Below are 24,352 nucleotides of genomic sequence, written 5' to 3' on the forward strand. Positions count from 1 at the left end.
CGCTCTCATGTTCGTCGTCATTCGCAACGGGGCGGGTGGCGATCCCTGCACGGACAAGGAGAAGAGCATGCGCTTCACCATGCCCAGAATCGTGCCCGCGCTGGCACTCGTGCTGGTCGGGTCCACCTTCAGCGTTCCGGCCCAGGCGTCGGAGAAGGAGATGTCACCCGGTCTGCTCACCGCGATGAGCTCGGCGTTCGGGCTGACCGAGAGCCAGGCGCGGTTGCGTCTGGACGAGGAACAACGTGCGTCGGCTCTTGCCCCGCGCGCCGAAGGCGAGGCCGGTGCCGCACTCGCCGGCAGCTGGTTCGACGAGACGAAGAACCGCCTGGTCGTCGCGGTGACGGACGCCTCCGCCGCCCGCAAGGTCGAGGCCACCGGTGCCGAAGCGGTGGTCGTCGGCCGTTCGGCGAACTCGATGGCGGCCCACAAGAACCGCCTCGACGCCCTGTCCGCGGCCGGCGCGGTGCCGTCCGCGGTCGCGGGCTGGCGTCCCGACGCGCGCACCGGCACCGTCGAGGTGAGCGTGGAGGCCGGCAAGCAGACCGCCGAGGTGGCCTCGTTCCTGGACAAGGCACGTCAGTTCGGCGCCATCACCGTGCGCACCGAGGGCGTGCGGCAGCCGCAGACGTTCGCCGCGGGCACGGTCGGCGGCGACCCGTACTACACCGGCAACGTCCGCTGCTCCATCGGCTTCTCCGTGCACGGCGGCTACGTCACCGCGGGCCACTGCGGCGGCAACGGCGCGGCCGTCTACGGCTGGGACCGCTCCTTCCAGGGCAACTTCGCCGGTTCTTCGTTCCCCGGCAACGACTACGCCTGGGTGCGCACCGGCGGTGGCTGGTGGACCGTGCCGGTCGTGCTCGGCTGGGGTCGCGTGCCGGACGCGCTGGTGCGCGGTTCGTGGGAGGCGCCGGTCGGCACCTCGGTGTGCCGCTCCGGTTCGACGACCCAGTGGCACTGCGGCGTGATCCAGGGCCGCAACGAGACCGTGAACTACCAGCAGGGCGCGGTCTACCAGATGGTCGGCACCTCGGTCTGCGCCGAGGGCGGCGACTCCGGTGGTTCGTTCATCACCGGTGACCAGGCCCAGGGCGTCACGTCCGGCGGCTACGGCAACTGCTCCAGCGGCGGTCGCACGTGGTTCCAGCCGATCAACGAGATCCTGAACGTCTACGGCCTGAGGCTGCACACCGCCTGATGAAACTCCCGGCTGTCCACCACTTCGCGTGGTGGACAGCCGGTGATCTCCTAGCGGGCGTTGACGTGCAACGCCAGAGCTGTTCCCGCGCCGAGCGTCGTCGTGAACCTGCCCTGCGAGTCCACGGTCACGCGGACACAGCCGTTCTCCTGGACGTTGCAGTAACTTCCGGCCGGCAACGCGGTCTGGAACGTGCGGCTCACCGGGAACGTCTCGCGGTTGATCGCGACGAATCCCTTGCTGCCGCGACCGAACGCGATCATGTCGAACCCGTTGTCCTGCCAGTTGTTCACGTCGGTGCCCGCGACGGTGTTGCGGAACGCCACCATGTTCGCGACCTGCGTCCACGCGTGCTGGCACTTCCAGCCGCTGTAGCAGACCGAGTTGCCGGGCGGACCCGCGTCCTTGTCGGTGAACTCGTAGCCCGAATACACCTGCGGCGCACCGTAGTTCCACGCCAGCATGAAGACGTTCGCGAGCGTGTAGGTCGACCCGTCCTTGTACGTCAACGTGGACCCGTTGCGTTCGGTGTCCCAGTTGTCGACGAACGGCCGTGCCTGACCACTGGGCAGGAAGCCCCACGACTGCCCGAACGTCTTGAGGTAGGCCAGGTTCTCGTTCTGGAAGATCCGCTTGACGTCGTAGGCGTACCGGAACTCGTCCACGTCACCGGATCCCGTGTACTCGCCGGGCTGCACCGCCTCACCGGCGCCGTAGATCACCTCGTGCACCCAGAAGACGTTGGGGTTGCTCAGCTTCCCCTTGATCGCCGCCAGATCGGCGGCCGCGATGTGCTTGGCCGCGTCGACCCGGAACCCGTCCACGCCCATGCCGATCAACCGGTTCAGGTACCCGGCGATCGCCCCGCGCACGTAGTCGCTGCCGGTGTCCAGATCGGACAGGTTGACGAGCTCGCAGTTCTGGACGTTGTAGCGGTCCTGGTAGTTGTTGATCGCCGAGCGGCACGAGTGGAAGTCCCAGTCGCTGTAGACGCCGGGATAGTTGTACTTGGAGTAGCCGGTGCCGCCCGTGCCCGTGCCGGATCCGGCGCTCATGTGGTTGATGACCGCGTCCGCGATGACCTTCACACCCGCGTTGTGGCAGGTGCTGACCATGTTCCGGAACGCGTTCTCGTCACCGAGCCTGCCCGCGATCCGGTAGCTGACGGGCTGGTAGCTGGTCCACCACTGCGGACCCTGGATGTGCTCGGTCGCGGGGGAGACCTCGACGTAGCCGTAGCCCTTGGGCCCGAGAACGTTCGTGCACTCCGTTGCCACGCGGGCGAACGGCCATTGGAACAGGGTGACGGTGACGTCCTTGGCGCCCGGTGGCGCCGCAAGACTTTGCACCGGTGTGGACAGTCCGACGATCAGCAGCACCGCTAGAAGGGTGCGCGAAGCCGAGGAAACCACGTTGTCTCCTTGCTGCAGGGGTTCACACACGTCGTAGCATCCGCAGGCACACCGGGCATAGCGTTGCAAGAACTTTCCGGAGTAATTCGACCGTCTAGATGTCGGCGAGCAGTGCCCGGACTTCCTGGGCCTCACGCTCGGCGCCGAGTCGTTCAAGAATGGACAACGCGCTACGCCACGCCTCCTCGGCCTGGGCCCGTCTGCTCACCGTTCGCAGCGCTCTGCCCATCATGGTGAGCGTCCAAGCCTCGCGGTAGGGCTGATGCAGATCGCGGTGTTCGCGCAAGGCCACCGAGTAGCGACTGATCGCCTCCTCGAAGTTGCCCAGGTACATGAGGTTCGTGGCGATGTTGTGGTGAGTTTGCGCCTTGCCGCGGCGATCGCCGATCTGCTCGCGGAGGGCCAAGGCCTTGTCGTACCACTCCGACGCCGCTGCAAAATCCCCGATCCCGCGCGCCGCGTTGCCCAGGTTGTTCAACACCTGCCCTTCACCGTGCCGGTAACCGATTGCTTCCCTGATGCTGAGCGCTTCGGCGTAAGCGACTGTGGCGTCGATCGGGCGTCCCGATTTGCGGTATGCACTGCCGAGGTCGTTCAGCACACCGGCCAGGGTGTGTTCATCGCTGACTGCGCGGTGCAGTGCTAATGAGCTCTCGATGTGGGCGATGCCCTCCATGAACTGCCGAGTGCGCACGTGAACGTTCCCCAGTTCGGTTTGCGTCTTCGCTTCCCAGCGGCGGTCTCCGATGGCTCTGGCCAAGCCCAGAGCCCACTGGCAGATCTCGCGCAGGCGGTCCGGTGGCCAGCGAATGTCGAAGTAGGACCAGAGGCTTTCGGCGAGGGGAAACAGGACATCGGGTCGCTCTTGTTCGGCGGCGATCCTTGCAGTGTCGGTCAGCACAGACCATGTGCGGTCGAACCATGCGAAGGCTTCCTCGCGGCTTGTGAAAGGAGCCTGTGCTGAGCGGCGCCAGCTCGCGGCACTTGCCTTGATCGCGTAGTGGATCATCATCCGGTTGACGGCGAGATCGGCTTCGGGATCGCAAGCGCGGCAATGCTCCGCGTACAACCTGACCAGGTCGTGGAAGGTGAACCAACCAGCGTCGGACCCAGGCTCGACCAGGTGCGCGCGGACGAGTTCCCTGAGCAGGGCTCGGGTGCGCTGCACCGTGCGGTCGGCCAGCGCCGCCGCGCCCTCCAGCGAGAACTCGTCGGTCGGATGAAGAGGGAGCAGACGGAAGAGGCGACGCTCCTCGTCATCCAGTGCGCGGTAGGACAGGGCGAACGCCGCGTGCACCGCTCGACTGTCACCGTCGTCGAGGAGATCCAACCGGTGCTGCGTGTCGGCGAGTTCGGTTGCCCACTCGGTGAGCGGGTCGGTCGCGGTGAGCGCTCGCATGATCCGCAGCGCGAGTGGAAGCCGCCCGCACAACTTTGCCAGCCTGGGATCGCCGACCAGTTCGGCTGCCTCGGACTCGTTCAGTAGGCCGAGGTCGAGGTGGTGCGCTTCGTCCAACCCGGACAGCGTGTGCCTGCTGGTGATCACCACCCGGTGACGGCCGCCAGGCAGCAACGGTCGTACCTGGGTGATGGAGGAGGCGTTGTCGAGAACGATCAACATGCGTGGCCGGCTGCTGAGCATCGAGCGGTAGAGAACAGCCCGTTGGTCCTCGGCGGGTGGTAAGTGGTGGCTGTCGACGCCTAACGCGCGCAAGAAGTTGTCGAGTGCCTGAGCTGGCGACATCGTGTGGGCGTCGTCGTAGCCCTGCAGGTCGACGAACAGCACGCCACCTGGGAAGTCGCCCGCCTCGATCGCCTGGTGGGCGGCGTGCAGGACGAGTTCGGTCTTGCCGATGCCCGCGAGTCCAGCCACGGCGATCGCCGGGCCGTCTTCTGGCCAGCTGTCTCTCAGCGTGGCCAGCTCGGTTTCCCGGCCGCAGAAGACCGTGGTGGCGGGTGGTAGCCCGGACAACGCGGTCACCGGGGCAGGTGCAGGATGCAGGTCGATGCGGCCCACGTGGCCGGCCTGGACGACCTGGCCGTGGACGTCACCGACCTCGTTGCTCACAAGGCACGGTAACCGCGCGCCGCGCCGCCACGCAGTAGTCCATACGAGGTCAAACAGCGCGGCGGGCGCGGAGGTACGCCCAGCCGACGAGGGCGGCGGCCATCGCGGTCAGGGCGAGACTGCCGATCGTGACGGCCCGCTCGAACTGCGCGGTCTGCACGCTGGACCAGTCCGGCTGCGCGATGCCGCCGACGAACAAAACCGCCAGCACCGTGCCGCTGACGGCGACACCCGCGGCAGAGGTGACCTGGGACGCGGTGTCGATCAGAGCGGCACCGATCGAGGTCCGGTTCTCGGGCAGGCCCTTGAGGACGTTGACGCCCGCGACGGCGCCGACCACGCGGATGCCGATGGCGACCAGCACCAACGCCATGGCGACCGGCGGGTAGCCGAGGCGGCCGAGCAGCGCGTAGACGGCCAGTCCGGCGACGACGCAGAGCGCGCCGAGCCACACGGCCCGGTCGAGGCCCGCCCAGCGCACGAAGCGGTTGACCAGCGGGCCCGCGGCGATGAGGACGGCGACCTGCGGCAGCATGCCGGCGGCGGCGAGTGCGGGGGACCAGCCCCAGTCGAGCTGCAGCTGGAGGGTCACGAGGTAGGTCAGGCCGGCCGCTGCCAGGCCCGTCGCGGCCTTGTACGCGAGGCCGCTCGAGACCAGCGGGTGCGCGACGAGTTTGAGGTCCAGCAACGGATGGCTGGCCGTGCGCGCGCGAACCACGAACAGGATCGCGGTCACGACGGTCAGTGCGGCGGCGGCCCACGCGAGCCAGGAGGAGCCTTCGACGAAGAGCGTCGGCGTGACGAGGGCCAGTGCGATCGCCGCGGTGCCGAGCAGGCCGCCGAGGTAGTCGGCGGGACCGCGGTGCAGGTCCGTGTCGGCCTGGATGCCGCGGCCGATGCCGAGGAACGCGAGCACCGCGATCGGCACGTTGATCAGGAGCAACGCCTGCCAGGGCGCGATGGCGAGCAGGAAACCGCCGAGCGGCGGGCCGATCGCCAGGCCGACGAGGCCCACGGTCGAGATGAGCGTCATCGCACGGATGCGGAGGTCGTCGGCCTGGAACAGGCGGAACGCGAGTGCGATCGAGCCCGGTGTGGTCATGGCGGCGGCGATGCCCATCACCGAGCGCACGGCGATGAGGCCGCTCACGGACGTGACGAACAGGGTCGCGAGGCTCGCCACACCAAGCAGCGCGAGGCCGGCGAGCATCACGCGGCGGCGGCCGAAGCGGTCCGCCACGGCGCCGAACACCAGCATCAGGCCGCCGAACACGACGGCGTAGGAGTTCGACACCCACTGGAGTGCGGTCGTCGAGGCGTGCAGGTCGCGGCCGATCGTGGGCAGGGCGACGTTGAGGATCGAGTTGTCGAGCATCTCGAAGAGGAACACGGCGGAGAGGCCGGCGAGGGCGATCCACGCCTCCCTGAGCGACCGCGGTGAGTGCAGTTCTGGCTGCGCGAGATCGTAGGTAGTCACGAACACTGTTCTACTCACGAACACTGTTCGAGTCAACTGGTAGGCTGGTCACATGAACCGCGAAGAGTGGGCGACCCAGATCGCCGCGCTGGAGCAGGAGTCAGCCCCGGCGCGCAAGGAACCGATCACGGTCAGCCGCATCGTCACCACGGCGCTCAAGCTGGTCGAGGCCGAGGGTTTCGACGCGCTGACCATGCGCCGCGTCGCCGCCGCGCTGCAGACCGGGCCCGCCTCGCTCTACGCGCACGTGCGCAACAAGGCCGACCTCGACGACCTGCTCATCGGGACGCTCAGCAGGAACATCGTGGTGCCCGCGCCCGACGCGGGACGGTGGCGCGAGCAGGTCCTCGACGTCTGCGGGCAGCTGCGCGACCAGTTCCTGCACTATCCGGGGATCGCGCGGGCGGCGTTGTCCGCCCCGCCCGCCAACCTCGACACGCTCCGGATCACCGAGGGCCTGCTCGGGATCTTCCTGGCCGGCGGCGTGTCACCGCAGCCGGCGGCGTGGGCGATCGACGCCGTGCTCCTGTACGTGAGCGGCTACACGTTCGAATCGTCCTTGCGCGGCGGGCAGCCGGACCGGTCCGAGATGGTCGCACGGCTGCGGATGCTGCCGGTGAGCCGCTTCCCGCACGTCGTCGAGCACGTGGACACGCTGAACTCCGGTGAGGGGCACGAGCGGTTCGAGTTCGCGCTCCGGCTGTTGCTCGACGGCCTGACTACCGCCGGCTGACCAGCAGGTAGCGCTCGTCCTCGATCGGTCGTCCCCACAGGGCCTCGCCGTTCAAAGGCGTGACCACGGCCTCCGCTCGCACCCCGAGCACCAGCGAGCGGGTCTGCGCGGCGGTCAGACCGGCGCCGGTCGACCACCGGCCCTCGACGAGCAGGAGAACGCCGCCCGGCTTGAGCAACGACACCCATTCCCGAAGCGCCGCCGCCGGATCCGGCAACGCCCACAGCACGTGCCGCGCCAGCACGACGTCGAACGACGCCTCGGGGTACGGCGGATGTGCCGCGTCGCCGGTGGTGAAGCTCGCGTCCGGCGCTTTGGCCCGCGCGGCTTTGACCATCTCCTCGGACAGGTCCAGGCCGCGCACGTCGTGGCCCGCCTCGGCGAGCAGGGCCGACAGGCTGCCGGTGCCGCAGCCGAGATCCGCCACGGAGGACTCCGCGGGGACGAGCGGCAGCAGAAGACGGGCCCAGGCGTCGCGCACGAGAGGGTCGCGAAGCCCGTGGTCAGGCTCGTCGTCGAACGTTGCGGCGTGCCGGTCCCAGAACTCTCGCGTCGTCACCAACGCAGTTTTGCCTAAGCGACCATCAAGCCTTGCCCAAATGAGATGCGATCTCCGTCGTACGGTCCCTAACCTCGGTCCATGAGGCTTGTGCTCTGGCTCACACTCGCGTGCATCTGCGCGCTCAGTGGCGACCACGCGCTCGCAGTCGTCCTGGCGATGCTCCTCGTCGGCTGCGCGACTGACCGCGTCCGTCCCTGAACAACTGTTCAGTGCTGGCTGTATTACAGCCAGCACTGTACTGTTCCGCCCATGCTGACCTGTGAGACGCGGGAGGCGGCCCTCGCCCGGCTGGGCCGCGCCCTGGCGGACCCGACCCGGTGCCGCATCCTGATCGCCCTGCTCGACGGCCCCGGCTATCCCGCGCAACTCGCCGAGACGCTGGAGCTGACCAGGTCGAACGTCTCCAACCACCTGTCGTGCCTGCGCGGCTGCGGCCTGGTCGTCGCGACCTACCAGGGCCGGCAGGTGCGGTACGAACTCGCGGACCAGCACCTGAAGCGAGCGATCAGTGAACTCGTGGACGTCGTGCTGGCCGTCGAGCCCGGACCGGACTGCGCCGATGAGTGACGCCTGCTGCGCGCCGGCCGTGGACGAGCGCAAGCTCGTGCTTCAGCGGCGGGTCCGGATGTTCGTCGCCGCCACCATCACCTACAACGTCGTCGAGGCGGTCATCGCGCTCGCGGCGGGCACGGTGGCGGGCTCGACGGCGCTGATCGGGTTCGGGCTGGACTCGGTGATCGAGGTCGCCTCGGCCACGGCCGTGGCCTGGCAGTTCGCCGGGCGGGATCCCGAGAAGCGCGAGCGGACGGCGCTCAAGGTGATCGCGGTGTCGTTCTTCGCGCTGGCGGCCTACGTGTCGGTCGAGTCCGTGCTGTCGTTGCTGCAGGGGGAACGGGCGGAGCACTCGACGGTCGGCATCGTGCTGGCCGCGGTGTCGTTGCTGATCATGCCCGGCCTGTCCTACGCCCAGCGCAGAGCCGGTCGCGAACTCGGGTCGGCGAGCGCGGTGGCGGACTCGAAGCAGACGCTGTTGTGCACCTACCTGTCGGCGGTGCTGCTCGTCGGGCTCGTGGTCAACAGCCTGTTCGGCTGGTGGTGGGCCGACCCGCTGGCGGCGCTGGTGATCGCCGTGGTGGCGGTCAGGGAAGGCCGGGAGGCGTGGCGGGGCCACCACTGCTGCTGACCGGTTTGCGGGCGACGAGCCGTTCGACCACGCCGAGCTTGAAGCGTTGCCGTTGCTCGACGACCAGGCCGCGAGCCTCGACGAGGTGCAGCGGGCGGCGCAGGAAGTGCTCGCCCGCCATCGGCACCGTGATCCGCTCCACCAGCCACTGCACGCCGCGCACGAGCCGGGAAGTGCCGGCCACGTGGTCGAGGAGGATCAGCCGCCCGCCCGGCCGCAGCACCCTGACCATCTCGGTCACCGCGGTCTCGTGGTCGGGGATTGCGCACAGACCCAGCGTGCACACGACCGTGTCGAACGAGCCGTTGTCGAACGGCAGGGCGTGCGCGGTGCCCTGCCGCAACGTCACCTCGCGGCCCAGGTCCGCGGCGCGGGAGCGGGCGAGGCCGAGCATCTGCTCGCTCAGGTCGAGGCCGGTCAGCGTGGCGTCGGCGGGGTAGTGCGGCAGGTTGAGGCCGGTGCCGACGGCGACCTCCAGCACCTCCCCGGAGGCCTGCGAACAGGCCCACTGGCGGGAGTCGCCGAAGACCCGGCGGTCCAGGACGCCGATCTCGGCGTCGTAGGTCGCCGACTTGCGGTCCCAGTACGTCTGCCAGCGGGCCTGGTCCATGCCGTCCAGTCAACACCAGCGCGCACAGGGCAGGATCTGCCCGGTGCGAGTCGTCGTGGTCTCCGGGGGCGATCCCGGTCATGTGGTGCCGGCCATCGCGTTGTGCCTGCGGTTCACGGAGGCGGGGGACACCCCGGTCCTGCTGACCGGCGACCGCTGGGTCGAACCCGCCACCGCCGAGGGCATCACAGCCTCACGGGTCGAAGGTCTGTCGCTGGACGACCTGCGCGACGTGCCGGATCTCGGGCGCGCGCTGCACGACCAGGCCGCGGTGCTGGCGTCGGCGCTCGCCCCGCAACTCGCTGAGCTGGAGCCGGACCTGGTGGTCTGCGACGTCCTCGCCCTGGGCGCGAGCATGGCCGCGGAACTGCTCGGCGTGCCGTGGGTGCAGTTGTCGCCGCACCCGCTCTACGAGCCGTCGAAGTGGTTGCCGCCGATGGGCAGCGGACTGGCCGCCGGAACCGGGGTGCGCGGCAAGCTCCGGGACGCGGTCCTGCGGGCCATGACGGCCAGGTCGCTGCGTCAGGGTGAACGGCAGCGAGCCGTTGTGCGGCAACAGATCGGGCTGAGCGCGAAGGAACCCGGCCCGGCCGCCCGGTTGATCGCGACGCTGCCCGCGCTGGAGGTGCCGCGCCCGGACTGGCCGCGCGACGCCCACGTCGTCGGGCCGCTGCTGTGGGAGGCGAGCCGGGAGACGCTGAGCCCGCCACCGGGCGACGCCCCGCTGGTGATGGTGGCCCCGTCCACGGCCTGGACCGGCGCGGAGAGCATGGCCGAGATGACCCTGGAAGCGTTGCGGGACATGGAGGTGCGGGCGGTGGTGTCCACGTTCGCGCCGCCGCCGGCGGACCTGCCGCCGTGGGTGCGGTCGGGGCCGGGCAAGCAGGACGAACTGCTGCGTCAGTCCTCGGTGCTGGTGTGCGGCGGCGGGCACGGAATGCTGGTCAAGGCGTTGCGGGCCGGGGTTCCCGTGGTGGTCGTGCCCGGCGGTGGCGACCAGTGGGAGATGGCCTGCCGGGTCGCACGGCAGGGCAGCGGCGTGATCGTCCGGCCGGCCACCGTCGACGGACTGCGGGACGCCGTGACGCGCGTGCTGGGCGACCCCGGTTTCGCCGAGGCGGCGGCTCTCGCGGCGGCGACGATCGCCGATGTTCGAGATCCTGTGGAGGTATGTCGGACTGCGTTGAGTCTTGCGCGTTGAGAGCGCTCCCACTTCAATAGGGCCCATGCGCGTGTCAATGACGATGCTCGTGGTGGCGGCGTTATCGATCTCGACCCTGCCGGCGGTGGCGCAGCAAGACCGCGCTGTGGCGCCCGACCTGTACCCGGCCGTCGGCGCGGGTACGAACTTCCTCAACCACTCCGAGCTGCTGGGCAACGTCCCGGAGCCGGCCTGGTACGAGGCGAACATCCCGTTCGTGGACCTTCCCGACCGGGAGATCCGCGACACCTACTACTACCGCTGGCGGACCTACCGCGAGGCGCTCAAGTACACCGGCCCGAAAGACGGCTGGATCGTCTCGGAGTTCCTCGGTCCGGTCGGCTACTCGGCGCCGAACGGCGGAATCGTCGCCGCGGCGGGCCATCACGTCTACGAGGGCCGGTGGCTGCGTGACCACCGCTATCTGGACGACTACGTCGACTACTGGCTGCGTGGATCGGGTGCCGGGCCCAAGCCCGCGTCCGACTTCCTGAACAAGAACACCACCGACTGGGCTCACCAGTACTCGTTCTGGGCCGCCGACGCCGTGGCCGCCCGTGCGGCGGTCGACGGCCGCTCCCAGTTCGCCACCGACCGGCTGCCCGAGCTGGTCCGGCAGTGGCAGCGCTGGTCGCCACAGCTCAACCAGGACATGGGCCTCTACTGGCAGACGCCGGTGTGGGACGCGATGGAGTACACGGCCAGCTCGTACCAGAGCCCCGACCCCTACCACGGTGGCGACGGCTTCCGGCCGACCCTCAACGCCTACCAGTACGGCGACGCGCGGGCGATCGCGGAGCTGTTCAGGGCACGGGGTGACGTCGCGGGCGCGCGTCCGTTCGACCAGGCCGCCGACGCGTTGCGCGCCAACCAGGAGCGGTGGCTCTGGGACGACGCGGGCAAGTTCTACAAGCACGTCATGCGCGACAACAACCCCGGCCGCACGAAGCTCGCCGACCGCGAGGAGATCGGCTTCGTGCCGTGGTACTTCCACATGCCACCGGCCGCGAACAGCGCGGCCTGGGCACAACTGACCGATCCGCAGGGCTTCGCGTCCCCCTACGGCCCGACCACCGCCGAACGCCGCAGCCCGTGGTTCATGCGCGACGCGCTGAACGGGTGCTGCCGCTGGAACGGCCCCAGCTGGCCGTTCGCCACCAGCCAGACCCTGACCGCGCTGGCGAACCTGCTGATCGACTACCCGAGCCAGCCCTACGTCGACCGCGACGACTACCTCGCCGTGCTGCGCGGCTATGCCCTGACCCAGCGCAAGAACGGCGAGCCGTACGTCGCCGAGGCGCACCACCCCGACGAGAACCGCTGGCTGTACGACGGCAAGGGCCACAGCGAGGACTACAACCACTCGACGTTCAACGACAACGTGCTCTCCGGACTGCTCGGCATCCGGCCGCAGCTCGGCAACGCGGTGTCGATCGCGCCGCTGGTCCCGGACTCCTGGAACAGCTTCGCCGTCGAGAACGTGCCGTACCACGGCCACAACCTCACCGTGCTGTGGGACAGGGACGGCAGCCGCTACGGCAAGGGCGCCGGTCTGCGCGTCTGGGTCGACGGCAGGCTCACCCACACCCAGGCCGGTCTGGCGGCGGTGCGGCTGAACGTGACGCCGCGCGGGTCGGCGGACGTGCCGGAACTGGTCGACGACTTCGCGAACGTGAGTCAGACCGGACTGCCCACGGCCCGCGCGTCCTACAGCTACAGCGCGGATCCGCCCACGAAGGCGATCGACGGCCAGGACTTCCACCTCGACGTGCCCGGCACGCGCTGGACCTCGTACGGCAGCCCGAACTCCGCGGACTGGCTGGAGGTCGACCTCGGCGCGCCGACCCAGATCTCCGACCTGCGCGTCGTGTTCTACGACGACGGCGGGGGAGTGCGGGTGCCGACGACGTTCGACCTGCAGTACTGGGACGGCCAGTGGCGGGACGTACCCGGCCAGCAAAGAACCCCCGCGCAACCGGTGGCGCGTCAGGTGAACCGCGTCCTCGTGCAACCGGCGCTGACCGCGAGCCGGGTGCGGATCCTGCCTCGTCGCGCTGATGGCGGAGCCGTTGGCATCACGTCGTTCTCGTCGTGGCGCTCGGCCGTCCGGGGTCTGCGCGCGTCACTGCCGGAGGATCTCGCCGTCCGTGCCGGTGGGGTCGAGACGACCACGACTTTGCAGGCACAGCAACCGTTGCGCGGTGTCCGGGCCACCCTCGCCGTGCCTGCGGGGTGGAGCGCTGTGCCGCTCAGTTCGTCCTACGCCGCGCAGCTCGCACCGGGCAAAAGCCTCGTCACCCGGTGGCGCGTCACCGCGCCGGCGGGCCTGCGGCTGGGGGAGCGGGCGCCGATTCGGTTGCTGGCAACGGCTTCCGGCTCTGACGGCGTGACGTCGTCGTTGAGTTCGGCGCAGACGGTGTTCGATCCCGCCGACTACGGCAGGGTGGTGTGGGACGACACGTTCGACTCCGGCTTGGCCTCCTACCGCGTGGATGGCCCGTTCGGTGAGCCGCCGCCGACGTTGACGGTCGCGAACGGCGTGCTGACCGCCTCAGCCGGTGGTCGGGCGGGATCGGTGCTGGCCGCGCCCGTGACCGGGGACGCGCGCGGGATCGCTGTCGTCGTCGAACCCAGGTCGTTCGCGGGCTCGGCTCCCGAGGACAGCCTGTTCCTCGGCCAGACCGCCGGCAACCGCGACTTCGCCCTGGCCTGGTTCAACAACGCGGGCAAGGCGTCGGGCGTCGACGTGACCGTGGAAGGGGTGCGCCGGGGCGACGAGGCGACCGGCGGGTGTTGCGCGAGCCTGAACTGGGCGTCGGGCGACCGGCTCGCCGTGGTCGTCGAGAACGGTCAGCTGACGAGCTGGCAGCAGCACGCGAACCGGTGGACGTTGCTGCGGTCCGCGCCGATCGGGTCCGCCGTGGATCCGTCGGTCGTCGCGGGGTGGGCACCGGCGCTGGGCCTGCGGCTGGACGCGGGCGCGCTGACGATCGACCGCTTCACCGTGCGGGCCCGCTAGCCGCAGACGCGCTCGACCAGGACCTGCCAGCTGGTGATCAGGTTGTGCACCACGGCTTCCGGGTCGGGCGCGTCGCCGTCCTGCGTCTGGAGGTAGAGCAGGATCGGCCCCTCCAGCGCGGCGACGAGCTGAAGGGCGAGGGTGCCGCTCGCGGCGTCGTCCGGACATGCCTCGCTCAGCAGCATGTGGACGTGGAACAGCGAGGGGCTGTCCCCGGCGGGGACCGGCTGGCCGGGGTCCAGCGAAGCACGGGCGAGGGCGGTGTGCTCGATCAGGAACTCGAGCCGGGCCCGTCCGAACGCGGCGAGCCGCTCGGCCGCCGGCGCACCGGGACCCAGTGGCGGCGGGCCGGTCATCACCCGTTCCTGGAAGAGCTTCTCCTCCTCGTCCAGCAGGGTGTGGAAGATGCCCGCACGGGTGCGGAAGCGCCGGAACACGGTGCCCTTGCCCAGACCGGCGCGTTCGGCGAGCCCGTCCATCGTGACCTTGTCCACGCCCAGTTCCGCGACCATCTCGCGGGCGACGGCGATCAGGTGGGCACGGTTGCGCGCGGCGTCGGCCCGTTCTTCTCGGGGACGTCCCAACGGCAGCGCAACAGGTTCCACGACCTGCACGCTACCCGTTGATCTCCGCTCAGCCCCGGAAGGCGGAGTCGATGAAGTCGCGCACGAGCTGATGAAGCTTCTCCGGGTCGTCGTGCCGCAACATGTCCGTCCCGTGCCGTCCACCCGGCACGATCTCCAGGTGCTTGTCCGCAGCCGCCGAAGCCTCGTACAACCTCCGTGTCTCCTTGATCATGTTGCCGCTGTAGTCCTCGGGCGACACGGCGAAGAACGACGGCGCGGTGATCCTCCTGGCGGCCGCCTCCCCGTCCTGACCAGCACACTTCGCGGGCGACGAGAGGATCAGCAGCCCGGTCAGCTTCGGCTCGTCCGCCGCCGTCACCGCACTCGACGTGCCACCGCACGAGGCACCGCCCAGCAACACCCTCTCCGCACCGAACGAGTGCAGCGCGGCGAGCGCGGCCCGCGTGTCCCGATCGATGTGGTCGTTGTCCTCGGACGTCTCCGACGCGCCGTGGTTGCGGTACTCGAACAGCACGACGTGATACCCGGCCGCCGCCAGTTCCTCACCCAGCGCCAGCCACGAGCACATGTAGTAGCCCTGCTCGTGGGACAGCAGCACACCTCGGTCGCCGCTGCCCAGCTCCATTGCGGACAGACGCACACCGTCCGAAGTGGTCAGTGTGAAGACGTTCTTGTCGAGTGCTTCGGGGACGCACGTGTTGACCTGGTGGCCGGTGGCGGTCTTGCGCGTCCGCTCGGGCACGTGCGGGGTGTAGTCGACCGCGGGCGGGTACGGGGCCTTCGTCGTCGTGGTGACGGTGGTGGTTGTGTTCGAGGTGGACTCCGGGGGCGCCGCGGTACCGGCGCCGCACGAGCTCACGGTGAGAGCGAACAGCGCCGACAGGACACAGGTGGTGCGTGCGGTCATGGCCGCATGGTGCCAACCAGTTGTGAGGAAATTGTCAGCTAGGTTCGCGCTGCCTGCAACGAAGGACGGTGCCATGAAACTTCTGCTCGACCGGATCAGCCTGGCCTTCATCGCGATCACGTCGGCGTACGTCGGTGTCTTCGCCTACTTCGCCCCGAAGACCTGGTACGACACGTTCCCGGGACTGGGCCTGCGCTGGCTGCCCCAGCTCGGCCCCTACAACGAGCACTTCGCCAAGGACGTGGGCGCGGCCTACCTGGCGTTCACCGCGCTGAGCCTGATGGCGCTGGCCCACGCGAAGAAGCCGGGGGTCGTGCCGCTCGCGGGTGCCGCCCTGCTGGTGTTCAACACCCTGCACTTCCTCTACCACCTGACGATGCTGCACCTGTATCAACCGCTGGACCAGGCGCTGAACGTGGTTCTGCTGAGCCTGCTCGTGGTGACGTCGATCGTTCTGGTGATCCCCGGCCGGGCGGCTGTCACGAATCGGAGCGCCACCTCGTCCACCTGATGACACAGGTCAGGGATGAGGAGAACGGCGATGAGGGTGGCAGTGGCCGGCGGAACCGGTGCGGTCGGCAGGTTCGTGGTGCGGGAGCTGGAACGGGTGGGGCACGACGCCGTGGTGCTGTCCCGCGGGACCGGTGTGGACCTGACGACCGGGCAGGGGCTCGCGGAACGGCTGATGGGCTGCGAAGCGATCATCGACGTCAGCAACCAGATGCTGCTGAGCAGGAAGGCGGCCGTCAGGTTCTTCGGCACCGTGACCACGAACCTGCTCGACGCCGGTGCGAGGGCGGGGATCGGCCACTTCCTGGCACTGTCCATTGTGGGCCTGGACAAGGTCGACACGGGCTACTACATGGGCAAACGCCGGCAGGAGGAGTTGGTCAGCGGCGGTCCGCTGCCGTGGACGATCCTGCGTGCCACCCAGTTCCACGAGTTCGCCGAACCGCTGCTCGACGCACGCGGGCCGTTCGTCGTGGTGCCGAAGATGCTGTGCCGTCCGGTCGCGGCGGCCGACGTGGCGACGAGGCTGGTGGAGTTGGTGGGACGGCCCGGCGAGTTCGTGCCGCCGATCGCCGGGCCGCGGGAGTTGCTCATGCAGGACATGGCGAAGCGGATCGCCGCGGCGCGGGGTGACCGCAAGATCCTCGTCCCGGTCCGGCTGCCCGGCCGGGTCGGCAAGGCGATGACCGGCGGCGCGTTGCTGCCGCAGGGGCCGTTCACGGAGGCCTCGGGAACGTTCGAGGACCACCTCGCCGATCTCAGGGCCCGGAGGTCAGCTGCTGCCTGATCTCGGCCTTGAGCACCTTGCCCACCTTGGACCGCGGCAGGTCCGGCCAGATCTCCACCTGCTTGGGCGCCTTCACACTGCCCAGCTGCTCCTTCACGAACGCGATCAACGCGTCGGAGTCGGCCTGGCCGGAGACCCGCAGCTGCACCACGGCGGTCACCCGCTCGCCCCACTTGGCGTCGGGAAGTCCGACGACGGCGCTGTCCTGGACCGCCGGATGGGCCCGCAACGCCTGCTCGACCTCGGCCGAGTACACGTTGAACCCACCGGTGATGATCATGTCCTTGGCGCGGTCGACGATGAACAGGTAGTTGTCCGCGTCGAGGTACCCGATGTCGCCGGTGTGGTGCCAGCCGAAAGCACTGACCTCCGCCGTGGCCGCCGGATTCTCGTGGTACCCGGCCATCACCAACGGACCGCGCACCACGATCTCGCCGCGTTCGCCCGGCGGCAGCAGCGTGCCGTCCGCGGCCATGATCGCGACCTGCGTCAGCGGCGTGGGCCTGCCCGCCGACGACAACCGGTCGACCGCGATCGACCCGTCGGGCAGGAAGTGGTCGGCAGGGGCGAGGGTGGCGATCATGTTCGGTGCCTCGGTCTGCCCGAACAGCTGGCCCATCACGGGCCCGATCCGGTGGAGTGCCTCGGTCAGCCGCACCGGGGACATCGGCGCGGCGCCGTACCAGAGGCATTGCAGCGAACCGAGTTCCGTCGAGTCCAGGGCGGGGTGGTCGAGCAGGCCGTAGATCACGGTCGGCGGCAGGAACGCGTGCGTGATCCGGTGGTGCTCGATCAGCCGCAGGAACTCGCCGAGGTCCGGCGCGGGCATGATCACCGTCTCGCCGCCCAGCGACATGATCGGGAACGTGAGCACGCCCGCCGAGTGCGTGAGCGGGGCGAGCGCGAGATAGCGCGGCCGGGCGCCGAACGGGTAGCTCATCAACGTCAGCGCGGTCGCGGTCTCCAGGTTGTGCCCGGTCAGCCGCACGCCCTTGGGACGCCCGGTCGTGCCGCCGGTGCCCGCCAGCACGCAGAGGTCGTCGTCGGCCACGGAGACCGGTTCCGGCTCACGCCCGTGCTCGGAGAGCCAGTCGGAGAACGTGACCGCGCCCTCCACCTCGCCGTCCAGGCACACCAGCGTGGTCAGCGCGGGCAGATCGCCGCGGATCCGGTCGACCAGCGGTGCGAACTTCGCCTGGAAGAACAGGCACCGGCAGCCGAACAGGTCGAGGAGCTCGCGGTTCTCCGCCGCCTCGTTGCGGGGGTTGACCGGGCACCACACCGCGCCGGCCCGCGAGATGCCGAACACGCAGGTGAGCGCGAGCGGATCGTTGGCGGACAGCACCGCGACCCGGTCACCGGGGGCGATTCCGCTGCCCTGCAACGCTCCCGCGATCGCACGGGAGCGTTGCTGCACCTCGGCGTAGCTCTGCGAGACCCCGCCGATGGTCAGGCAGGGCGCGTCACCCCCGAGCGACGCGCCCTTGTCCAGGTAGTCGCAGAGGCGCATCAGCGGTGCACTTCGACGATCGGGTCGAGCACCAGGCCGAACGACCGCAGCGCGCCCAGCAGCTCCCGGTGCCCGAACGCCTGGCAACCGGACGCGAAACCGACGCGGCGAGGCGCGTCCTGCAACAGGTGCACGGCGGCGTGCACGTTCAGCAGCGCCGTCTGCTTGTAGTTGCAGTTGCCGTGGATCACGCAGCTCGCGCGGCCCAGCGGACCGGATGCGTGCACGGAGTCGAGCGAGATGTTGATCCTCGGGTTCTCCCGCGGCGGCATCTCACTGCGCACCTGCGCGGAGAACGCGTCGACGATCTCGTACTTCTCCTTGTCCGACTTGCCTTCCATCTGCTCCAGCGCCGCCGCGACGATCTGCGGCACGCCCTGCATCAACGGCCGGTTGAACACGCCGCCGAGCGCCCGCACCGACGCGACCCGCGGATCCCTCTTGAACCACACCGGATGAGCCGTGCCACCCCACGGCAACGCCAGGCCCAGCTCGTGCTGGCCGGGCACGACGAGCTCGTAGAGACCGGCGTCCGCAGGCCATTCCACGTACTCGTTCTGCTCCAGGTAGAAGGCCTTCGAGAACGCGGCGTTCGTGAGGATGGTGTTGGTGGAGGCGACGGTGGGATAACCCTTCCAGAACACCCCGATGTCCAAAGTGTCCAGTCCGGGCTGCTCCAGGCAGATCTGCGCGGCGATCTCGCCGACCGTGTACATCTGTGCGATGCCGGGGGAGAGCAGCAGGCCCTGCTTCGCGAACTCGGCGCCGTACCGGGCGTCGGTGTCGATCATCCAGTCCTGCTCGCCGTTGGTGTCGGTGTAGTGCGCGCCGACGTTCAGGCTCGCCTGCACCGCCTCGTGGCCGTAGCGGGAGAACGGGCCGACGGTGTTGAGCACGACCTTGGTACCGGTGAACGCCTCGGTCAGCGCCGCCTCGGTGTGCTCGACCTCCAGGACGTCGTAGTCGACCGTCTCGATGCCGGGCACGGCGTCGACGGTCTCCTTGACCCTCTTGCCATCGCGGCCGGCGGCGAGGAACGGGATCCCGTACTCGCGCAGGTACTCGCAGATCAGGCGTCCGGTGTAGCCGGAGGCTCCGTAAACGACGACGGGCTTGTCGGTAGGCACGGTCACATCCCCATTCCGCCGTCGACCGGGAGACCCGCCCCGGTGATGAACTTGGAGGCGTCGGACGCGAGGAAGACCACCGCGTCGGCCATGTCGTCGACCTGCCCGAGCCGGCCGAGCGGCGTGAGCTCCACGACCGCGCCGACCGCGGCCTCGACCGACGGGAACAGGCCCAGCTGGGCGCAGTCCACGGCCAGCTGGTTGCCCATGGCGGTGGGCGTGAGGCCGGGGTAGATGCAGTTGACGCGCACGCCGTAGCCGAGCTTGCCCGACTCCGCGGCCGCGACCCTGGTCAGCCGGTCGATGGCGGACTTGGTCGCCGAGTAAACGCTGATGCCGGGGAAGGCGATGGTCGCCGCGACGGACGCGATGCTGATGATCGAGCCGCCGTTGCCCGCCGCGCCACCGGGACGCATCGCGCGCAGGCCGTGCTTCATGCCGAGGGCGGTGCCCAGGACGTTCACGTCGAGCATCTTGCGGACGTCGGCGGGGTCGAGCTCGGTGATCAGGCTGGTGATCTCGATGCCCGCGTTGTTCACGAGGATGTCGAGGCCGCCGATCGCGTCGACCGCCGTGCTCACCGCGGAGGCCCAGCTCGCGTCGTCGGTGACGTCCAGCGGAACGAACTCCGCCGTGGCGCCCGAGTCACGCAACGCCTGGGCGGTCTGCTTGCCCTCCTCCTCCAGGACGTCGCCGATCAGCACCGCCGCGCCGGCCTGCGCCAGGGCCTGGGCCATGCCTGCGCCCAGTCCTCGCGCACCCCCGGTGACCAGCGCTTTCCGCCCGTCCAGCTGATAACTCGTCATTGAGTCGCCTCCTCGGTGAGATGGCTCACACACTAGCTTTTCCTTGACAGTCGTCAAGTTTTTCTTTGACGACTGTCCAAGATTTTTTGGACGTTTGGTCAAGGTTTGTCGCAGTGAGCGTTAGGATCCGAGGCGTGACGGATGTCGCTTCGCGCAAGCAGGACCGCATCACCCGCCGGCAGGTCGACAAGTTCGACGCCCGGCGGACCGAACTCGCCGTGGCGACCCTGCACACGCTGGCCGAACTGGGGTACGCGCGGACGAGCCTGCGGGAGATCGCGCAGAACTCCGAGTTCTCCCACGGGGTCCTGCACTACTACTTCGCGGACAAGCGCGACCTGATCACCGAGGCCGTGCGCCAGTACGAGGTCGTCTGCGTGACCCGCTACGACGAGGTCGTGGCCACCTCCACGACGGCGGACCAGCTGCGGGACGAGTTCGTGGCGATGTTCTTCGACACCCTCGGCCAGGACGCGACGCTGCACCGCCTCTGGTACGACCTGCGCAACCAGAGCCTGTTCGACGAGTCGTTCCGCGCCGACGTGCTGGACATCGACGGCCACCGCGAGGACATGGTGTGGCGCGTGGTCAGTCGCTACGCCGAACTGGTCGGCGGCACGGTCGCCGTCTCGCCCACCATGATCTACGTGACGCTCGACGGCATCTTCCAGCGGGCGCTGCTGAACCACCTGGCGGGCAACGCGGACAACGTCGCCCAGTTGCGCGTCGAGTTGCCGGCCGCGATCGGTCTGATGGTGACCAAGGCCGAATAGCGGCCATATCGCCGGTATATCGACAACCGCATACGGGCCGGCAACGCCGTGCAGTCTTGACTGAGACGCATGGCAACGGGCATCACGATTTACGGGTGCGGACAGGACGAGGCCGTCCTGTTCCGGAAAATGGCACCCCGCTGCGGCTTGACACCGACCATCATCGAAGAAGCGGTGTCCGAGTCCAACGCCGAACTGGCGCGCGGAAACCGGTGCGTCAGCGTCGGCCACAAAACCCGCATCACCACTGCCACGCTTTCGGCGCTCGCTCGCGCCGGCGTGCGCTACATCTCCACCCGAAGCGTCGGCTTCGACCACGTCGACGTGGAGCACGCCGAGAGCGTGGGCATCACCGTCGGGAACATCGCCTATTCACCCGACAGCGTCGCCGACTACGCGGTGATGTTGATGCTGATGGTCATCCGGGACATGAAGTCCGTGTTGAGGCGAGCTGACCTGCGCGATTACCGGCTTCAGGCCGTGCGCGGCAAGGAACTGCGCGATCTGACCGTCGGGGTGGTCGGCACCGGGCGCATCGGCGTGGCGGTCCTGGACCGGCTGCGCGGCTTCGGCTGCGGCGTGCTGGCCCACGACAGCAGGCCCCGCAACTCCGCCGACTACGTGCCGCTGGACGAACTGCTGCGGCTGTGCGACATCGTCACGCTGCACACGCCGTTGAACGCGGGAACACATCATCTCCTCGACCGCGACCGCATCGGGCTGATGAAGCACGGCGCCGTCGTCATCAACACCGGACGCGGCCCGCTCATCGACACCAAGGCACTCGTCGAGGCGTTGGAAAGTGGTCGTCTGGGCGGCGCGGCATTGGACGTGGTCGAAGGCGAGGAAGGAATCTTCTACGCCGACTGCCGTGCGCGCGAGATCGACAGCGAACCGCTGACGCAGTTGCAAAGAATGCCGAACGTGCTCATCAGCCCGCACACGGCTTATTACACGGACCACGCCCTGAGCGACACCGTGGAAAACAGTCTCATCAACTGCCTGAACTTCGAAAACGGGGGAAACACATGACCATGGTGAAGATCGGGATCATCTTCGGCGGATCGTTCGAGGAGCATCCCGTCTCGGTGAAGTCCGCGCAGGAGGTCGCGGGGAGCCTCGACACCGCGAGGTACGACCCGTTCTGGATCAAGATCACGCGCGGCGGTGACTGGAGGCTGTGCGACGGCCCGGACGCGGCGGACGGCCGCCCGGTCGTGCTCTCGCCCGGCGGACTGCTCGTCCTGGACGGGGACCGGTTCGAGTCGATCAGCCTGGACGTCGTCTTTCCCGTGCTGCACGGCAGGCTGGGGGAGGACGGCGCGGTGCAGGGCCTGCTGGAGCTGTCGGGCGTGCCGTACATCGGCTGCGACGTCCAGAGTTCCGCGCTGTGCATGGACAAGTCCCTCACGTACGTCGTCGCCAGGAGCGCCGGGGTCGCGACGCCGAACTTCTGGACCGTGACGCCGGACGAGAAGGTCGAACCCGGCGAGCTCATCTATCCGGTGTTCGTCAAGCCGGCCCGCTCCGGGTCGTCGTTCGGCGTCACGAAGGTGTCCGCGGAGGACGAACTGGCGGTCGCGGTGGAGGTCGCCCGGCAGTACGACTCGAAGGTGCTGATCGAGGAAGCGGTGGCCGGCAGCGAGATCGGCTGCTCGATCCTGGGCAACGACCTGGACCTGGTCGCCGGCGAGCTGGACCGGGTCGCGCTGACCCACGGCTTCTTCCGCATCCACCAGGAGAGCACGCCAGAAACGGGTTCGGAGAACTCGGCGTTCATCGTGCCCGCGGACATCCCGGAGGAGTCGCGCGCACTCGTCCAGGAGACGGCGAAGGTCATCTACCGCGCCCTGGGCTGCTCCGGCCTCGCTCGCGTCGACATGTTCCTGACGCCGGACGGGAAGGTGGTCCTCAACGAGGTCAACACCATGCCCGGCCTCACTTCCTACAGCCGGTACCCGAGGATGATGGCGGCCGCGGGCCTGTCGCTCGGCGACGTGATCGACCGGCTGGTGTCACTGGCGGGCAGGTCCCGGTGAACCCGGACTTCGTCTTCGTGGACGAGTGCGCACCCGGAATCCGCTGGGACGCCAAGTACGCCACGTGGGACAACTTCACCGGCAAACCAGTCGACGGCTACCTCGTCAACCGCGTCGTAGGCACCCGAGCCCTGACCGCCGCACTGGAGAAGGCGCACGAGAAGGCCGAATCGCTCGGCTTCGGCCTGCTGCTGTGGGACGGCTATCGCCCGCAACGCGCCGTGGACTGCTTCCTGCGCTGGGCGGAACAACCCGAGGACGGCCGGACCAAGGCGCGATTCCACCCGAACATCACCAGGGCAGAGATGTTCGAGAAGGGTTACGTGGCAAGGAGATCAGGCCACAGTCGAGGCAGCACCGTCGACCTGACGCTGTATCACCTGACCACCGGCGAACTCGCGCCGATGGGCGGCGACCACGACCTGATGGACCCGATCTCGCACCACGGCGCGTTCGGGATCACCGAGGCCGAAACGGCGAACCGGCAGCACCTCTGCTCGATCATGGAAGCCTGCGGGTTCCACCGCTACGACAGCGAGTGGTGGCACTACACGCTGATCGACGAGCCCTACCCGGACACCTACTTCGACTTCCCGATCAGCTGAAGTGTCGCGTCCCGGCGGGCTGGTGGGGCTCGGCGAACCCCACCAGCGTGAGCACTAGGGCGTATTCGCGACCTTGATCTTGCCGTCGACGATGTCCTTCTTGTAGCCCTCGAGAATGCCCTGCAGCTTCGCGTCGATCTTGCCGCCGGACGTGGCGTAGCCCATGCCGTTGACCTTCAGGTCGAAGACCTTGGGCAGCGAGGCGAGGTCGTTCTTGGCGGCCGCGTGGAAGAAGTCGTAGACGGCGACGTCCACGCGCTTGAGGCTCGACGCGACGATGACGTCCTTGTTGGCGGCGACGGCCGGCTGGTTGTACTGGTCGGCGTCGCAGCCGATCGCGAGCACGCCCGCCTGCTTGACCGCGGCGAACACGCCGAGACCGGAGGCGCCGGCGGCCGGGTAGACGACGTCGGCGCCCTTGTCGATCAGGCCCTTCGCGGCCTCCTGGCCCTTCGGCGGGTCCTGGAAGCCGGTGAAGTCGCCGGCCGGAGTGATGTACTTCTTGTCGATCTTCACCTTGGGCGCGGCGGTGCGGGCGCCCTGGTTGTAGCCCGCCTCGAACTTCTGGATCAGCGGGATGTCGACGCCGCCGACGAAGCCCACGTGGCACTTCTTGCTCTGGTACGCGGCGACGACGCCCGCGAGGAACGCGCCCTCCTGCTCGGCGAAGACCAGCGGCGTGACGTTGGCGGCGCCGTCGACCGCGGAGTCGACCAGGCCGAACTTGACGTTCGGGAACTCCGGCGCGACCACCTTGAGCGACTCGGTGTACGCGAAGCCGACGCCGACGATCGGGTTGAAGCCCTCGGCCGCGAGCTGGCGCAGACGGGTCTGCTTCGCCGCCTCGTCCTCGTTCGGCGCGGCGGAGAGCTCGCGGGTGTTCTCCTTCTTGACGCCCATGTCCTTGATCGCCTGGTCGAACCCGAGGGCGGCGAGGTCGTTGAACGACGCGTCGCCGCGGCCGCCGATGTCGTAGGCCAGGCCGATCTTCAACGCGCTGCCGTCGACCTTGTCGCCGGCAGCGGCGCTGGTGCTGGACGTGGCGGGCGCGGTGGGCGGCGTCGAGAACTCGCAGGCGCTGCCGGACCCGGTGGGCGTGGTGCCACCACCGGAGTCCTTAGCGCAGGCGCTCACCACCATGAGGCTGGTCAGCGCGATCGCGGCCACGGCGGTGCCACGCATACGACGACGCACGGTTCGTCTCCTCTAACTCGGCTTTAAGAGGCGGACGGTAC

General features: G+C 69.0%; 23 protein-coding genes. 12 read left to right on the forward strand and 11 right to left on the reverse strand.

The genetic code is table 11. The annotated features are described in order from the left end of the window. Positions 1-79 precede the first annotated feature (79 nt). On the forward strand, positions 80-1,201 hold the full coding sequence (locus ACIQF0_RS09815; RefSeq protein WP_401027775.1) for a S1 family peptidase: 1,122 nt from the start codon (positions 80-82) through the stop codon (positions 1,199-1,201). A gap of 50 nt (positions 1,202-1,251) precedes the next feature. Here ACIQF0_RS09815 and ACIQF0_RS09820 read toward each other — a convergent pair whose 3' ends face one another. The 3 genes from ACIQF0_RS09820 to ACIQF0_RS09830 form a co-directional block, all read right to left on the reverse strand. After that, positions 1,252-2,613 (reverse strand): alpha-amylase family protein, encoded by a 1,362-nt coding sequence (locus ACIQF0_RS09820; RefSeq protein WP_401026780.1) that lies wholly within the window; start codon positions 2,611-2,613, stop codon positions 1,252-1,254. 94 nt (positions 2,614-2,707) lie between these two features. Beyond that, on the reverse strand, positions 2,708-4,681 hold the full coding sequence (locus ACIQF0_RS09825) for an ATP-binding protein (RefSeq protein WP_401026783.1): 1,974 nt from the start codon (positions 4,679-4,681) through the stop codon (positions 2,708-2,710). A gap of 49 nt (positions 4,682-4,730) precedes the next feature. Beyond that, positions 4,731-6,158: an MFS transporter gene (locus tag ACIQF0_RS09830; protein ID WP_401026786.1), complete on the reverse strand. Its 1,428-nt coding sequence runs from the start codon at positions 6,156-6,158 to the stop codon at positions 4,731-4,733. Positions 6,159-6,210: 52 nt separating this feature from the next. On the opposite strand from ACIQF0_RS09830, the gene ACIQF0_RS09835 reads away from it, so the two are divergent. Continuing rightward, positions 6,211-6,891, forward strand: coding sequence for a TetR/AcrR family transcriptional regulator (locus ACIQF0_RS09835; protein ID WP_401026789.1), 681 nt, complete (start codon positions 6,211-6,213; stop codon positions 6,889-6,891). On the opposite strand, the gene ACIQF0_RS09840 is transcribed toward ACIQF0_RS09835, so the two are convergent. Further along, complete coding sequence (locus tag ACIQF0_RS09840) at positions 6,878-7,450, reverse strand: class I SAM-dependent methyltransferase (RefSeq protein WP_401026792.1); 573 nt, start codon at positions 7,448-7,450, stop codon at positions 6,878-6,880. The genes ACIQF0_RS09835 and ACIQF0_RS09840 overlap by 14 nt on opposite strands. 252 nt (positions 7,451-7,702) lie before the next feature. On the opposite strand from ACIQF0_RS09840, the gene ACIQF0_RS09845 reads away from it, so the two are divergent. Both ACIQF0_RS09845 and ACIQF0_RS09850 read left to right on the forward strand, forming a co-directional pair. Beyond that, positions 7,703-8,020, forward strand: coding sequence for a metalloregulator ArsR/SmtB family transcription factor (locus tag ACIQF0_RS09845; protein ID WP_360030064.1), 318 nt, complete (start codon positions 7,703-7,705; stop codon positions 8,018-8,020). Beyond that, positions 8,013-8,636, forward strand: a complete 624-nt coding sequence (locus tag ACIQF0_RS09850) for a cation diffusion facilitator family transporter (protein WP_401026796.1) — start codon at positions 8,013-8,015, stop codon at positions 8,634-8,636. Before ACIQF0_RS09845 ends, ACIQF0_RS09850 begins: the two co-directional genes overlap by 8 nt. Here ACIQF0_RS09850 and ACIQF0_RS09855 read toward each other — a convergent pair. Then, entirely contained in the window at positions 8,593-9,246 is a 654-nt protein-coding gene (locus ACIQF0_RS09855; RefSeq protein ID WP_401026799.1) for a class I SAM-dependent methyltransferase, read from the reverse strand. The genes ACIQF0_RS09850 and ACIQF0_RS09855 overlap by 44 nt on opposite strands. Before the next feature lie 43 nt (positions 9,247-9,289). Here ACIQF0_RS09855 and ACIQF0_RS09860 point away from each other — a divergent pair, with 43 nt between their 5' ends. Together ACIQF0_RS09860 and ACIQF0_RS09865 are read left to right on the forward strand one after the other, a co-directional pair. Then, on the forward strand, positions 9,290-10,447 hold the full coding sequence (locus ACIQF0_RS09860; RefSeq protein ID WP_401026802.1) for a glycosyltransferase: 1,158 nt from the start codon (positions 9,290-9,292) through the stop codon (positions 10,445-10,447). Between the two features lie 25 nt (positions 10,448-10,472). Then, positions 10,473-13,466 (forward strand): MGH1-like glycoside hydrolase domain-containing protein, encoded by a 2,994-nt coding sequence (locus ACIQF0_RS09865; RefSeq protein ID WP_401026804.1) that lies wholly within the window; start codon positions 10,473-10,475, stop codon positions 13,464-13,466. Here the strand turns inward: ACIQF0_RS09865 and ACIQF0_RS09870 are convergent. Together ACIQF0_RS09870 and ACIQF0_RS09875 are read right to left on the reverse strand one after the other, a co-directional pair. Continuing rightward, positions 13,463-14,071 (reverse strand): TetR/AcrR family transcriptional regulator, encoded by a 609-nt coding sequence (locus tag ACIQF0_RS09870; protein ID WP_401026807.1) that lies wholly within the window; start codon positions 14,069-14,071, stop codon positions 13,463-13,465. The genes ACIQF0_RS09865 and ACIQF0_RS09870 overlap by 4 nt on opposite strands. 28 nt (positions 14,072-14,099) lie before the next feature. After that, positions 14,100-14,960 (reverse strand): alpha/beta hydrolase, encoded by an 861-nt coding sequence (locus ACIQF0_RS09875; protein ID WP_401026810.1) that lies wholly within the window; start codon positions 14,958-14,960, stop codon positions 14,100-14,102. A 73-nt stretch (positions 14,961-15,033) separates the two neighbouring features. On the opposite strand from ACIQF0_RS09875, the gene ACIQF0_RS09880 reads away from it, so the two are divergent. Both ACIQF0_RS09880 and ACIQF0_RS09885 read left to right on the forward strand, forming a co-directional pair. Then, positions 15,034-15,471: a hypothetical protein gene (locus ACIQF0_RS09880; RefSeq protein ID WP_401026812.1), complete on the forward strand. Its 438-nt coding sequence runs from the start codon at positions 15,034-15,036 to the stop codon at positions 15,469-15,471. A 30-nt stretch (positions 15,472-15,501) separates the two neighbouring features. Next, positions 15,502-16,257, forward strand: coding sequence for an SDR family oxidoreductase (locus ACIQF0_RS09885; protein WP_401026815.1), 756 nt, complete (start codon positions 15,502-15,504; stop codon positions 16,255-16,257). Here the strand turns inward: ACIQF0_RS09885 and ACIQF0_RS09890 are convergent. The 3 genes from ACIQF0_RS09890 to ACIQF0_RS09900 are packed head-to-tail and all read right to left on the reverse strand — an operon-like array spanning position 16,229 to position 19,700. Then, positions 16,229-17,767, reverse strand: a complete 1,539-nt coding sequence (locus ACIQF0_RS09890; RefSeq protein WP_401026818.1) for a long-chain fatty acid--CoA ligase — start codon at positions 17,765-17,767, stop codon at positions 16,229-16,231. The genes ACIQF0_RS09885 and ACIQF0_RS09890 overlap by 29 nt on opposite strands. Then, complete coding sequence (locus tag ACIQF0_RS09895) at positions 17,767-18,894, reverse strand: DUF5938 domain-containing protein (RefSeq protein WP_401026821.1); 1,128 nt, start codon at positions 18,892-18,894, stop codon at positions 17,767-17,769. The genes ACIQF0_RS09890 and ACIQF0_RS09895 overlap by 1 nt, the downstream gene beginning before the upstream one ends. Positions 18,895-18,896: 2 nt before the next feature. Then, entirely contained in the window at positions 18,897-19,700 is an 804-nt protein-coding gene (locus ACIQF0_RS09900; RefSeq protein ID WP_401026824.1) for an SDR family NAD(P)-dependent oxidoreductase, read from the reverse strand. Positions 19,701-19,834: 134 nt separating this feature from the next. Here ACIQF0_RS09900 and ACIQF0_RS09905 point away from each other — a divergent pair, with 134 nt between their 5' ends. The 4 genes from ACIQF0_RS09905 (at position 19,835) to vanX (ending at position 23,117) form a co-directional block, all read left to right on the forward strand. Beyond that, complete coding sequence (locus ACIQF0_RS09905) at positions 19,835-20,473, forward strand: TetR/AcrR family transcriptional regulator (RefSeq protein WP_360030088.1); 639 nt, start codon at positions 19,835-19,837, stop codon at positions 20,471-20,473. 69 nt (positions 20,474-20,542) lie between these two features. After that, entirely contained in the window at positions 20,543-21,505 is a 963-nt protein-coding gene (locus tag ACIQF0_RS09910; protein ID WP_401026827.1) for a D-isomer specific 2-hydroxyacid dehydrogenase family protein, read from the forward strand. Further along, positions 21,502-22,512, forward strand: a complete 1,011-nt coding sequence (locus ACIQF0_RS09915) for a D-alanine--D-alanine ligase family protein (protein ID WP_401026829.1) — start codon at positions 21,502-21,504, stop codon at positions 22,510-22,512. Before ACIQF0_RS09910 ends, ACIQF0_RS09915 begins: the two co-directional genes overlap by 4 nt. Next, positions 22,509-23,117 carry a D-Ala-D-Ala dipeptidase VanX gene (vanX, locus tag ACIQF0_RS09920; RefSeq protein ID WP_401026832.1) on the forward strand — a complete coding sequence of 203 codons (609 nt, stop codon included), beginning with the start codon at positions 22,509-22,511 and terminating at the stop codon, positions 23,115-23,117. Before ACIQF0_RS09915 ends, vanX begins: the two co-directional genes overlap by 4 nt. 54 nt (positions 23,118-23,171) lie before the next feature. On the opposite strand, the gene ACIQF0_RS09925 is transcribed toward vanX, so the two are convergent. After that, positions 23,172-24,299: a BMP family protein gene (locus ACIQF0_RS09925; RefSeq protein WP_401027778.1), complete on the reverse strand. Its 1,128-nt coding sequence runs from the start codon at positions 24,297-24,299 to the stop codon at positions 23,172-23,174. Between the last annotated feature and the right edge of the window lie 53 nt (positions 24,300-24,352).

Origin of the sequence: Lentzea sp. NPDC092896, from assembly GCF_044754905.1 — a bacterium.
Taxonomy (GTDB): domain Bacteria; phylum Actinomycetota; class Actinomycetes; order Mycobacteriales; family Pseudonocardiaceae; genus Lentzea.

What these genes read in the sequence shown, in the direction of transcription:
- ACIQF0_RS09815 (WP_401027775.1), top strand. Translation starts at nt 80, where the DNA reads ATGCCCAGAATCGTGCCCGCGCTGGCACTCGTGCTGGTCGGGTCCACC.
- ACIQF0_RS09875 (WP_401026810.1), bottom strand. Translation starts at nt 14,960, where the DNA reads ATGACCGCACGCACCACCTGTGTCCTGTCGGCGCTGTTCGCTCTCACC.
- ACIQF0_RS09880 (WP_401026812.1), top strand. Translation starts at nt 15,034, where the DNA reads ATGAAACTTCTGCTCGACCGGATCAGCCTGGCCTTCATCGCGATCACG.
- ACIQF0_RS09850 (WP_401026796.1), top strand. Translation starts at nt 8,013, where the DNA reads ATGAGTGACGCCTGCTGCGCGCCGGCCGTGGACGAGCGCAAGCTCGTG.
- ACIQF0_RS09910 (WP_401026827.1), top strand. Translation starts at nt 20,543, where the DNA reads ATGGCAACGGGCATCACGATTTACGGGTGCGGACAGGACGAGGCCGTC.
- ACIQF0_RS09900 (WP_401026824.1), bottom strand. Translation starts at nt 19,700, where the DNA reads ATGACGAGTTATCAGCTGGACGGGCGGAAAGCGCTGGTCACCGGGGGT.
- ACIQF0_RS09925 (WP_401027778.1), bottom strand. Translation starts at nt 24,299, where the DNA reads ATGCGTGGCACCGCCGTGGCCGCGATCGCGCTGACCAGCCTCATGGTG.
- ACIQF0_RS09845 (WP_360030064.1), top strand. Translation starts at nt 7,703, where the DNA reads ATGCTGACCTGTGAGACGCGGGAGGCGGCCCTCGCCCGGCTGGGCCGC.
- ACIQF0_RS09915 (WP_401026829.1), top strand. Translation starts at nt 21,502, where the DNA reads ATGACCATGGTGAAGATCGGGATCATCTTCGGCGGATCGTTCGAGGAG.
- ACIQF0_RS09835 (WP_401026789.1), top strand. Translation starts at nt 6,211, where the DNA reads ATGAACCGCGAAGAGTGGGCGACCCAGATCGCCGCGCTGGAGCAGGAG.
- ACIQF0_RS09890 (WP_401026818.1), bottom strand. Translation starts at nt 17,767, where the DNA reads ATGCGCCTCTGCGACTACCTGGACAAGGGCGCGTCGCTCGGGGGTGAC.
- ACIQF0_RS09865 (WP_401026804.1), top strand. Translation starts at nt 10,473, where the DNA reads ATGCGCGTGTCAATGACGATGCTCGTGGTGGCGGCGTTATCGATCTCG.
- ACIQF0_RS09885 (WP_401026815.1), top strand. Translation starts at nt 15,502, where the DNA reads ATGAGGGTGGCAGTGGCCGGCGGAACCGGTGCGGTCGGCAGGTTCGTG.
- ACIQF0_RS09855 (WP_401026799.1), bottom strand. Translation starts at nt 9,246, where the DNA reads ATGGACCAGGCCCGCTGGCAGACGTACTGGGACCGCAAGTCGGCGACC.